This is a genomic window from Parabacteroides leei, assembly GCF_023369805.1.
Taxonomy (GTDB): Bacteria; Bacteroidota; Bacteroidia; order Bacteroidales; family Tannerellaceae; genus Parabacteroides; species Parabacteroides leei.
Map to the genome: position 1 here is coordinate 310,062 of NZ_JAMBQG010000001.1, position 12,333 is coordinate 322,394.

Sequence of the window (12,333 nt, forward strand, 5' to 3'; positions counted from 1 at the left end):
TATAGTGAGCGCTTTTAAACAATTTGTAGTAGGATTAGTGGCCGGAGCTGTAGTTGTTTGTTGTCATGCACAAACGAAACTGCCTCCGGCCTGGCAATCCGGTTTGATAAAGATCAGTGATGAGGGTACGTTGACTTATATACCCGATAAGGAGGGAAACACTATACCTGATTTCAGTAGAGTTGGGTATCATCATGGCAATAAAAGTATTCCCTGTCATCCGGCTGTAAAAGTAGTATACCCGGTTAAGAACGGAGATAGCCGTGCAGTTATACAGCAAGCTATTGATGAGGTTTCCCGTAGGAAGCCGGATGAGAACGGGCATCGGGGTACGATCCTTCTAAAGCGGGGCGTTTACCGGATAGCCGACTCGATAGTAATCAATAACAGTGGTATAATCCTTATGGGAGAAGGGGATAATATCAATGAAACCCGTTTGATCGCTACCGGTAAAAAACGACGTTCACTTATTCAGGTGAGAGGTGCCGGCTCTATGCAGGAAATGCAAGGAACAAGAATGAAGATAACAGACGATTTTGTACCTACCGGTACCCATTCGTTCCGTATATCATCAGCAGATAGCTTCCGGGTAGGCGACCGTATAATAGTTTTTCGTCCCGGCACTCAGGAGTGGATACATGCTATCAAGATGGATCAGATCGTGGAACGGAAAGGAACCCGCCAATGGACTCCGCAGGAATATAATTTGGCTTTTGAACGGGAGATTACCGGAATAGAAGGAAATAATATCTTTATCGACAATCCTGTCGTTATGCAGATGGATAAGAAGTTTGGAGGAGGCGAGGTCTATAAATATACTTTCGATGGGCGTATCAGTGAAGTCGGAATATCCGATATGTGTATAGAATCTGAGTTCGAAGATTACGAAGATCTTGAACATGGTTGGATTGCCGTAGAACTGGACAAGGTGGAGAACTGCTGGGTAAAAAATATTACGGTACGTTATTTTGCTTACTCGGCTGTCAGTTGCGAACGTTTTGCAAAAAATGTTTCTGTTATCGATTGTCGTTGCCTGGAACCGAAATCACTGATTACAGGAGGATATCGCTATTCCTTCAATAACTGGGGGCAGCAAAATCTCTTTATGAATTGTCAGGCGATAGAAGGCCGTCATGACTATGTCACCGGTGCGCAGGTTTGCGGACCGAATGTTTTTTATAATTGCACGGCTTCGCAAACATTTGCCGACATAGGTCCGCATCACCGTTGGTCGATAGGCACATTGTATGATAATATCATTACGGATGGAGAAATAAATGTGCAGGACCGGGGACAAATGGGGAGTGGGCATGGTTGGGCCGGTGTTACACAGGTATTATGGAATTGCCGGGTGAAACGTGCTGCGGTACAGAATCCGTGGACTTCCGGAAAGAATTATTGTATCGGACTGAAAGGAGAGAAGTATTCCGGCCATTTTACGGATCGTCCGGAAGGTGTCTGGGAAGGACAGAATGAGATCAATATCTTTCCCCGTTCTTTGTATGTTGCGCAGTTGATGGCACGCCAAAAGGAAAAAGATTTGTGCTTTTTAATCAAATAGGTAGTTAACAACGTGAAAGGGCGGACTCCAATGGAGTTCGCCCTTCTTTTTCAAAATGATATTATTCGTTCTCTATCAATAGTTGTCATTCTGCGTTAAAGAACCCCCTACGTAATCGATTTCATTCTGTGGTATCGGATACGGATAGGTTTTGTCTGTAACGTGAGTTCCAGCTCCGGAGTATTTACCTTCGGCTGTTTGACCGAATGCCTGCATGGTAGGAATAAAAGCTCCCCAACGGAGTAAGTCATACAAGCGTAAACCTTCACATCCCAACTCGACTCTTCGTTCATGGCGTAAGGCTTTCTGCAGGTCATCAGATACTTTTACTTTGTATTTCGCGTTGAAGATATCTTCAGTAACCCGTTTATCATCGGTCAGATTGAATTTTCTCAGCTTTGCATAACTGTCTGCCGGAGAGGTGGTGACGAAAGCACGGTGACGAACCTGGTTGATCAGATCTACGGCTTTTTGTTTATCATCGCCCGTTTCGATCAGACATTCGGCATACATTAACAGTACGTCGGCATAACGGATATGATAGAAAGTCCAGTCCGTGTTCAATAAATCGCCGATAGGTCTTCTTGACCAGTCGGGATACTGTTTGCGGCTATGTTGTAATGAGAAATTATCATATCCGGAGTAATCGTGGACTTCCTCTGTTCCATCCGATTTAACGAAGATATCTCCTGATGAAAGTACGGTGTGAACCAGACGCGGATCGCCTACTTCATATTCGTCTACCAGGTCGTAGGTCGGACATTCGCCTCCCCAGCCACCTGCTCCGGCACGTCCGATATTCATTTGAGGACAAACACTTCCTCCCGTATAATTCGGAACATAGGAACGTAAGGTGATAAATACAGCCTCTTTAGACATATACCCCTTAGCGGCACTATTAAACAAGGTCTCGTAATCATCGATCAACTCGTAACAACCGGAGTCGACGACCGTTTTCAAATCAGTTTTCGCTGCTTCATAATTACCATAAAACATATTTACTCTGGCTCTGAATGCTAGAGCTGCTTCTTTTGTGATACGTCCCAGTTCGGATGCGGGTAATGATTTGGCACTCGGCAGATTTGGCTCCGCAATAGCCAGCTCCAGATCCGAAAGGATAAATTTCATAACTTCCGCTTTATCAGCTTTTGTTATATCTCCTTTTTCACTTGCACTTAATGGCCTGTCTATGATCGGGATATTGGAAAACAGCATTGCCAGGTCAAAATAATAGAAAGCACGCATAAAATAGGCTTCTGCTATCCAGCGTTTTTTCTCCTCGGTAGAAACCAGGGAACCTCCGGTTTTGATCAGCTGCGTTTCCGGAGTTATCAGCGAGAGGAAGACGTTGCAGGGAGAAATAGCCTGTTTATAACGATGATCCCAGAATTGTGTCAGTAAACTACTGGTGGCGGTAGGATTACCCCGGGTTACTTCTGTGATAACAGAACGGTCGCCGGCATCCGAGCCTCCTTTGGAACAGTCGTCTGTCAACTGATCGCCAAGGTCAAACTTCATGGTCTGATAATCCCACTGGTTTAGTATAGGTTGATAACAGTTTATCAGAAGTTTGAAGCCCGCATCTTCCGTACTCAGATACGTCGTTTCGTCGAGTGATCCTAAGGTTGGCCTGTCCAGGAAATCGGAATTACAACCGGCCATCAGAAGACTTATGGCTACTGTCGATGCAAATAATGTACATTTATTTAATATTGATTTCATAATACAGTCATTTTTAAGATTAAAGTTTTAGACTTATACCAAACATAAATGTTCTTGGCTGCGGATAAAATCCCATATCACATCCTTTGTATTGAGGATTGTTATTGATCTCCCCGATTTCCGGATCGAGTCCTGAATATCCGGTAATGGTAAATAGATTTTGTGCAGCAACGAATACACGCAGGTTATTGATCGTAATCTTTTTGGTGATGGCAGAAGGGATCGTATAACCTATTTGCAGGTTTTTCAAACGGACATAAGAACCATCTTCCACATACCAGTCCGACATTTCCAGGTTCATGCGGCTATCGGCATCGATACCAAAATTCTTATTCGTACTGCCTGGGCCGTTCCAATAGGTTGTCAGGATATCTTTCGGGGCATTATACCATCCTGTTCCCGAATAAATATCATATTTCAAAACATTCAATAAGTCGTTGCCGACAGATCCCTGGAAGAAGGCTGAAACATCAAAACCTTTATATTCGGCGGACAAGGTTAGGCCGAATGTGAAGTCCGGATGTGGATTACCGGTCATGGTACGGTCTTCGTCATCCAGTTTACCGTCTCCATTGAGATCTTTAAATTTCAGGTCACCCGGTTTAGCTCCCGGCATAACTACCTGGCCATTGTTTTTATAATTGTCGATCTCTTCCTGTGTCTGGAATACTCCATCTGTTTTATATCCATAGAAATAACCGATCGGTTTACCCGGTTCTGTCATGGTGTAGCTATAATAACCCAGATGAATTCCTTTACCGGGAATATTGGCTCCGCTACCAAGACTTTCTACCTTATTGCGATAAGTGGAAATATTTCCATCGATAGAATACTTCAAATCTTTTCCGGCTTTGCCATTATATCCTATTGTCAGTTCGATACCTTTATTACTTACGCTACCGGCATTCATCCAAGGGATATTGGGAAATCCCAGACTGCTGGGAACCGGAACCTGTACAAGCATATCCTGTGTCTTACGGTTGAAGTAATCGAAACTGGCATGTAGCGATCCATTGAAGAAGGCCAGGTCTAAACCGAGGTCTAATTGCCGGGTGGTTTCCCATTTTAAATCCTGGTTACCAACCTGGGTACGGCCACCGTAGAGGATAGTTTCATAAGGATTACCGAAAATGTAATAGCTGCCATTCCCGTAGGTATTCAAATAGGCACCGTCTGAAATAGTCTGGTTTCCTATTTCTCCCCAACCAGCCCTTAGTTTACTGAGGGATAACCATTCGAAATCTTTCATGAAGCTTTCTTCCGAGAAGTTCCAGCCGGCAGAAACGGACGGGAAGCACCCCCAGCGGTTACCGTCTGCGAAGCGGGAGGAACCGTCCCAACGAATATTGGCAGTCAGCATATAACGGTTGTCAAATGAATAGAATACACGTCCGAAATATGAATTCAGTGAGTTGGTGACAGAATATCCGCTGGCTCCCGGATTAAGTGTACCGGCATTAATGATTTGCTGGCTCGGATCGTTGTTGACCATTCCCTGTTTGGATGCACCGATGTATTCGTAGCGTTTCTTTTCGGCCGAGGTTCCTATCATGGCACTGACTGAGTGTTTGTTGAACTTTTGATTGTAAGTAAAATAGTTGTCGAACACCCAATAATCGGTATTGGAAACACCCCTGCTTACGGTTGCATAGGTACTGTATTCATCTCCATCCAGATAATACTTGGGAGTAAAACCATCGCTTTGATTGCGATTCAGGTCAAGTGCGATACTGGATTTGAATGTCAGGAATGGGAATAGTTTGAATTCTCCGGAAACATTCGATTTCGTTGCTATGCCATGCCATTTGTTTTCAGCCATGCGATCTACCTGGGCAACTGTATTAGGTTTGTTTGAGTAAATGACACCGGTATATCTGGACCATGGATTTGTCGGTTCATATCCACCCATAATACGTGTTTGCAGGAAATCTGGAATATCGACCAGATTATCTCTGTATACGGGAGTGATCGGGTCGGCACTGATCGTACTGAATACAGTAGCGGTATAAGAGTTGTTTTCATCCAGGTTTCTTCTGGATTCATAAACCACATTGATGTTTGCCGATAAATTCAACCATTTGGTTACTTCCGAGTCCATGTTCAGACGGCCGGACAAACGTTCGTAGTCGGAACCTCTCAAAATACCATCCTGTTTCATGTATCCGAAACTGGTGCGGTATCTCAGTTTATTCAAGCCACCTGAGAAAGCCAGGTTATAATTCTGGTTAATCGCTTCCGACGGTTTACGGGTAGTTTCGTCCCACCAGTCTGTACCTGCGCGTCCACCGTTCTTTTCAAGGAAGGAGAGGATCTGTTCCCGTTTCTCCGGCGTGGAGAAGTCGTCGATCAATGTTTTGCCGGCTGCTGTGTAAGCACGATTCTTATATTCCATAAATCCTTCGGCATCTAATACGTCATAACGTTTGGGAATGCTTTGGAAACCGATATTCATATCGAATTCGATATTGCTCCGGTAACTTTCACCCGAAGCTCCGCGTTTGGTAGAGACAAGTATAACACCATTAGCGGCACGTGCTCCATAGATAGCCTGGGCGGATGCATCTTTCAGCACTTCGATACTTTCTATATCGCGTGCATTCAGCCAACCTATATCATCCTGCGGTAGTCCGTCCACTACATATAACGGATTATTGTTGTTGATGGTACCGACACCACGGATACGTACATTACCCAACGAACCCGGGCTGCCGGAACTGGAGGTGATGGTTACACCTGCTGCTTTTCCTTGCAAGGCATCTGCGGCACTACGAAGAGGAAGGTTCGCTATATCATCTCCTTTTACCTGGGTAATAGCTCCGGTCAGGTCTCTTTTCTTGAAATGACCGTAACCGACCACTACTACTTCTTCCAGTTTCTGGGTATCTTCCGACAACATGATATCCAACCGGCTTCTGTTGCCTGCATTTATACTTTGCTGTACATAGCCGATGTATGAGAATTCAACAATTGCATTGTCCGGGACATTATCGAGAAGATAATTTCCATCTACATCTGTCATAGACCCCAGCGTAGTACCTTTTACTATGACATTTACTCCGATCAGGGCTTCTCCGTCCGGATCGGTCACTTTTCCGGTTATTCTTTTTTTATCCTGATTAACCGATTCGACCGGGGCCTCTTTAATTTTCTTATTTGTCAGAACGACATGGTTCTTTACGATCTTATAAGTGATATCCGTATCCCTGAACATATCGTTCAGGACATTTTCAATAGGACTTTCCTGTACCTTGATATCCACCTTGTCGTTTACATCGATCTGGTTATCATTGTAAAAGAATTTGTAATCGCTTTGATTCTCTATTGCTTTAAAAACATCAGAGATCGTTCCTTTGGTAATACTTAGTGAGATCATCTGGGCGGATGTTGCCGCTACGTTCAGTTGGAAGATAATTAAGCACAAACCTATTATAGTAAACTTCTTTAAAGTACTCAATTGGGTGCTTCCTGAACTCCCTGCATGATTTGCCATAATTTGTATATTTAAGATTAGTAATTATTTATAAACACAACGATCAGGACCGTTACCGGCCTGTAAAAAGACTTTATGATTGTTCCATAGGCAATTTGTTTTTAGGAGATTGAAACTTCGTTTTATTTAATAATTATCGTATCCTGCCTGGCCTGATACTGAATACCGGTATTTGTCTTGATCACATTGAGTATCTGAGTCAGATCTTCGCTGTTTCGGAAACTTCCGCTGAATTTGAACTTCTTGATCTTTTGATTGTCATATCTGAATACGACATTATAATTTCTTTCCAGCAGTTTGGTTATATCCTGCAGATACATCATCTCGAAAGAGAGATAACCGCCTCTCCACTGCGCAAATAGTTTTTTGTCATAAGGGGTTACCTCTATTTTGTTTCCGCTTTTGTAATAAATGGCGACCTGGTTAGGAGCAAGCATGATCTGCTGCTTGGTCAATGTCGGTTGCACGGCTACCTTTCCACTGAACAGGGTGGTGATCAGCTGGGTATCTTCCGGATAGGCAGATATATTGAATGCGGTGCCGAGGGCTTTTACATCGATCCCGTTTGCCTTGACGATAAACGGCTTATTCTCATTTCTGGCTACTTCGAAATAAGCTTCACCGCTTAAATGGATATTGCGGTTGGATCGTCCGTAATCTTCTGCATATTGGATTGTCGTGCAGGAGTTAAGCCATACTTTTGTTCCGTCGGGTAACTGAAGATAACTTTTTTCTCCTTTCAGTGTGACCAGTTTATATGTTCCGGTTTCTGTTGTATTTTTCTGGTCGATAAAGAAGATGGTTGCCAGCGAAATGCCGAAACCGATAAAAATGGCTGCTGCATACCGGAGGACCAGCAAGAATGTTTTTTCTTTTTTGGGGGTGGGAGAGCTGCTCGGTTCCAATGCCGGTAGCGACGATAACAAGCGTTCCCATTCATAGCCTACAACCACTTCATCGTTCAGACTTTCTTCGATTATATCTTTGGTGTACTCCTTCATTTTTAGTTTTTCTTTTTCTCTTTTATAAGTATGACACATCCGAAGGCTGAGCTACTTACAAGACTGATTCATTTTGTGTTATAAATTTGTTAAGAGGCCAGATAATCTTTCAGGTTATTTTTTAGGATTTTGAGAGCCCGGTAGATTTGTGTTTCCACTGTCCGGACGGAGATAGCCAGTTGATCCGCTATTTCCTGGTTCCTGAGACCGTCTATACGGCTTAACCTGAAGATGGATTTACATTGATCCGGTAATTGTTCGATCGTGTTTTCCATTATTTGTTCTATTTCCAACATTGTCAGTTCTGAGTGTGGATTTGCATCCCCGGCAATTTCTGTTTTTTGACCGGAATCGTTGTTTTCGATGATTGCTGTTGTTTTCATAGTCCGTATATAATTTAAACATTCATTTTGAACAGATCGGTGTAAATAGGCATTTAAGGAAGTGTGGATATCTATTTCTTCTCTTTTTTCCCAGAAACGGAGAAAGACATTTTGTAACAGGTCTTTTGCAATCTCGGGATCGTAAATGAATTTACGGCAGTGGACATATAATTGGATATATACTACATGGAACAGCGTATTAAATGTAGAAATATTTCCAGCCTGGATCTGCGCAATTATTGTTTCATCAGATTTCATTGTAGTTTGAATGTTTGAAATCGTTTTACTTTCTGTTTTTGATGATTAACGGGGACAGGTATTGCCTGCGAAGTTCCTTGGGAGGGTAGTCCCGGACTTCGCAAGCAATTTAGTTTTGCAGATCATAAAATTTCATCTGTCACCTGATTGAAATACTGAATGCATTTTTTGATGTCAGGAACAGAATTTTCCCAGTTATATTCATATTCGATGGAGAATACGCCTTTGAATTTCTGTGATTTTAATTCTTTCAACATACCTTTGACATCAAGTATACCGGTTCCCCAGATTACATCATGCTGTTCTTTCTCGCCGGTTTTTTTAGGTGCGATATCTTTGAAGTGAAGGGAGATCAGGCGGCCTTTCAGTTTCTTCAGGCATTCGATCTGATCCAATCCTTCCCTACGCCAGTGACCGACGTCGGCACAGGAACCGAGCGAGTGACTACGGCCGGATATCGCTTGTAACAGGTTTTCCGGTTTCCAGTAATCGGAAGGTTGGGGATGGTTATGTACGGATATTTTGATTCCATACTGTTTTGAGAGTTTCTCTACCAGGTCCCAGTCCTCGAGAGCCGGTTCGCAAGTGATGAATTCCATATCCATCGCTTTGGCAAAGCGGAACATCTTTTCCCAGTCGGATGATTTCTCTGCTACATAAACGCCTGTTCCGATAATTTTTATGCCTTTGGAGGCTGCCAGTTCTTTCAGTTCTTTCTGGGTCTGGGTATCCAGGTTGAAATCGAAAACCCGGTCGCCCCATGTACCGCCCAGTTTATGTCCGGGATATATTTCTATATACTTCAGGCCTAATTGCTGGGTTTTGTCGAATGCCTCCGTCAGGGAAAAGAGGTGGAAGCTATAGGATTGCATTCCCAGGCGCCAGCCGTTTTTTTCGGCTTTGGTCTGTGCCTGTGCCGAGAAGGCCAGCAGGCAACAAACCATTGTCAATAAGCTGTTGAATATTCGTTTTATCATAATTTATTCATTCTATTTGAGTTATTTAGGCATATCGGGTAAAGAGAACCCGTTATTATAGGTATGCTTGATCCATTCGTCGGCCATTTCAGCTGCATTGAATTCGGCAAAACGACGGTCGAAGCGAGGATCGCCATCTATTACCTTGAAATCGTCTACCGTTACGATCTTTATTTTGTCGGTCGGAGATATATTGGTAAAGCGCATATTCTCGCCATCCCATTGCAGTTCCCGGTGTAAACCTTGCAAACCGGACAGACGTACGGCAAGAACTCCCATCACGACCATTTCATTGAACGGACCGGAGAATTGGAAATTGGAAGAAGCTTCCGTCCTGTTTTCCGGCGATTCTTTACAAGCCCGTATCCAATCCTGTTCATGGGCATTGGTCGACCAGATATCACCGTTACCTCCCTTGATTCGTGGGATAGTCGGTTTTGGCTGGTTGAAATGTTCCATGGCGGAAATGGGTAATAGGGTCGGATTCATTCCGTAACAGCCGGTCATGATCTTTCCTTTGGTACCGACAAAGATGATACCGCCGTTTTCATCTCCCATCATCTGACCGTCTTTCAGTTCTTCAGGGCGCGGAGGCATCAGGCCGCCATCGTACCAGTAAACTTTTACTTCCGGCATTTTGACGCTTCCTTTTGCCGGACGTGCCGGGAAAGTATAAGTAACGATCTGAGCATGAGGCGGAGAATATAAATTGCTTAAGGTCGAGCTACCGATAACACTGGTCGGATATTTCAGGTCGAGTGCCCAGTAGAGCGGGTCCATGATATGACAGGCCATATCGCCTAATGCACCTGTTCCGAAATCCCACCAGCCACGCCAGTTCCAGGGTGTATATACCGGATTATAAGGACGTTTCTGTGCCGGGCCGATAAAGAGATCCCAGTCCAAAGTCTTCGGACATTTAGGCATATCTTTAGGCTGCATTAGTCCTTGCGGCCAGATAGGACGGTCGGTCCAGCAATGTACTTCATATACTTCACCGATGATACCAGCCTGTATCCATTCTGCGATCTGGCGGCACCAGTCGAATGAATTGCCTTGGTTGCCCATCTGTGTGGCTACTTTATATTTCTTGGCCAGCCTGGTCAGTAAACGTGATTCGTAAACAGAGTGGGTAAGCGGTTTTTGTGTGTAGCAATGTTTACCTAACGTGATGGCATGGGCAGTTACGCCTGCATGAGTATGGTCGGGGGTAGCCACCATCACCGCATCGATCGATTTGCCTATCTCGTCGAACATCACACGCCAGTCTTTAAAGCGTTTGGCGTTCGGGTAATCTTTGAAGGTCTTGTCGGCATAATGCCAGTCGACGTCACAGAGTGCCACGATGTTTTCCGTGTTCATATTCGCCAGGTTACGCCGTCCCATACCGCCTACGCCGATACCGGCAATATTCAGTTTGTCACTTGGAGCCGTATGCCCGAAAGTTCTGCCGAGCACGGATCCCGGAACGATAGTCAGACCGGCCGCAGCCACAGCCCCGGTCTTCAGGAAACTTCTTCTTGAAATGTTTTTCATAACTATTATTATTAAAGTAAACGATATGATTATAATGTAGTCAGGCGGAGGTTACGCCATAGGACCTTAATACCTCCTCCATCATGTATCTGAAGAGCGATGCGTCCTTGTCCGGCACCGATTTTCTCGTCCCGGATATTTATCATTTCTTTTCCATTGAGCCAGGTTTGTACGTTATCTCCTTGTATTCTGACCCGCAGGGTATTCCAATCTCCGTATTTCAGGATATCTTCTTTTTCATCCGGGATCTGTATCAACCATCCGCGGCCGTACGATTCATATACACCTCCGGTATCGAAGCCCGGAGGAGCTACTTCTACCTGCCATCCGTTCACTTTCACATCTTCTTCCACGAACGAACGGATGAAAACACCGGAGTTTCCGTCCGATTCCTGTTTGAATTCGACAGTAAGGTCGAAATCGTCATAATATTCTCTGGTGGCCAGGTAGCCGTATTGTTTATCAGGGCCGCTTTCACATATTAAAAGACCGTCTTTGACATACCATAACTCGGTACCGTATTTATCCCAGCCATCCAGGTTTTCTCCGTTGAATAAGCTGACTTCTTTTGTTTTGCGGGGAAGTTCCCTTATCTTAATGTTACGGAACCAGGCGGGATATCCATGATCTTGCAGGCAGATCAATCCTTTGTGAGCCAAACCGTATTCCGGAGTATGCGACCATTTTCCGCTGTTCTTCCGGTTGAACCAGTCGTCCGACCAGGCATCGAATTCGATTGTCTTTTCCCCGTTCATGAAATAGGTGACATGACCGTTGTCGAAAATGATTTTGGAGTTGTTCCATTCTCCTGCCGGATTGATTTTGATTGTGGAGAAATCCGGTGAATACATGGCATAGTCCACGCCGCAACGTTGCCAGTCTTCCAGAGGTTCTGCGAAGTTTATATCGTCGATCAGCTGATATTCGGGTCCGGTTACATAAGGAACTGCAAATCGAGGGCGTTCTACGACATGGTATAATAGTCCGCTGTTTCCTCCTTTAGATATTTTCCAATCCCACGAGAGTTCAAAGTTCTCATATATTTTATCCGTCACTATATAGCCGTTAGCATCACTTCCGTGCCCGTTGGCTTGTATAGTTCCGTCTACCACCTCCCAGGGGCCTGTGAGAGCTGTTCCGTTATAGTCCCGCCAACCGTCGAGGCTCTTTCCATCGAAAAGGAGTTGCCACCCTTCTGCTTTTTCTTTTTCTGTCAGGCTGTTGTTTTCCTGTGTATTGCATGCGCTAAACACCGACATGATTACAGCGGCGAGAGATAAAAAGATTTCGTTTGAATATTTCCCTGTTACCATTGTTTGAGTTTATTAAATGTTCATGATGTAAACTTTACTAGAGTGACAAAATTAGAGTTAGGCCTACTTACAACATGAATACCTTTTTTGTT

8 protein-coding genes are annotated in these 12,333 nt (G+C 44.2%); 1 reads left to right on the forward strand and 7 read right to left on the reverse strand.

Going from position 1 to position 12,333, the window contains the following annotated elements:
- Positions 1-4 precede the first annotated feature (4 nt).
- Positions 5-1,561: a hypothetical protein gene (locus tag M1P97_RS01170; protein ID WP_249388164.1), complete on the forward strand. Its 1,557-nt coding sequence runs from the start codon at positions 5-7 to the stop codon at positions 1,559-1,561.
- A 75-nt stretch (positions 1,562-1,636) separates the two neighbouring features.
- Here M1P97_RS01170 and M1P97_RS01175 read toward each other — a convergent pair whose 3' ends face one another.
- The 7 genes from M1P97_RS01175 to M1P97_RS01205 all read right to left on the reverse strand — a co-directional run bounded on the left by M1P97_RS01175 (position 1,637) and on the right by M1P97_RS01205 (position 12,187).
- Positions 1,637-3,283: a RagB/SusD family nutrient uptake outer membrane protein gene (locus M1P97_RS01175; RefSeq protein ID WP_195374320.1), complete on the reverse strand. Its 1,647-nt coding sequence runs from the start codon at positions 3,281-3,283 to the stop codon at positions 1,637-1,639.
- Between the two features lie 19 nt (positions 3,284-3,302).
- On the reverse strand, positions 3,303-6,656 hold the full coding sequence (locus M1P97_RS01180) for a TonB-dependent receptor (RefSeq protein ID WP_317242254.1): 3,354 nt from the start codon (positions 6,654-6,656) through the stop codon (positions 3,303-3,305).
- A gap of 239 nt (positions 6,657-6,895) precedes the next feature.
- A complete protein-coding gene (locus M1P97_RS01185; RefSeq protein ID WP_249388166.1) occupies positions 6,896-7,774 on the reverse strand; it encodes a FecR family protein in 879 nt (292 codons plus the stop codon).
- 89 nt (positions 7,775-7,863) lie between these two features.
- Positions 7,864-8,415, reverse strand: coding sequence for an RNA polymerase sigma-70 factor (locus M1P97_RS01190; RefSeq protein WP_195374318.1), 552 nt, complete (start codon positions 8,413-8,415; stop codon positions 7,864-7,866).
- A gap of 122 nt (positions 8,416-8,537) precedes the next feature.
- Positions 8,538-9,392 (reverse strand): sugar phosphate isomerase/epimerase family protein, encoded by an 855-nt coding sequence (locus M1P97_RS01195; RefSeq protein WP_249388167.1) that lies wholly within the window; start codon positions 9,390-9,392, stop codon positions 8,538-8,540.
- A gap of 21 nt (positions 9,393-9,413) precedes the next feature.
- Positions 9,414-10,928, reverse strand: coding sequence for a Gfo/Idh/MocA family oxidoreductase (locus M1P97_RS01200; RefSeq protein ID WP_195375556.1), 1,515 nt, complete (start codon positions 10,926-10,928; stop codon positions 9,414-9,416).
- Between the two features lie 29 nt (positions 10,929-10,957).
- A complete protein-coding gene (locus M1P97_RS01205) occupies positions 10,958-12,187 on the reverse strand; it encodes a 3-keto-disaccharide hydrolase (RefSeq protein ID WP_249388421.1) in 1,230 nt (409 codons plus the stop codon).
- Positions 12,188-12,333 lie beyond the last annotated feature (146 nt).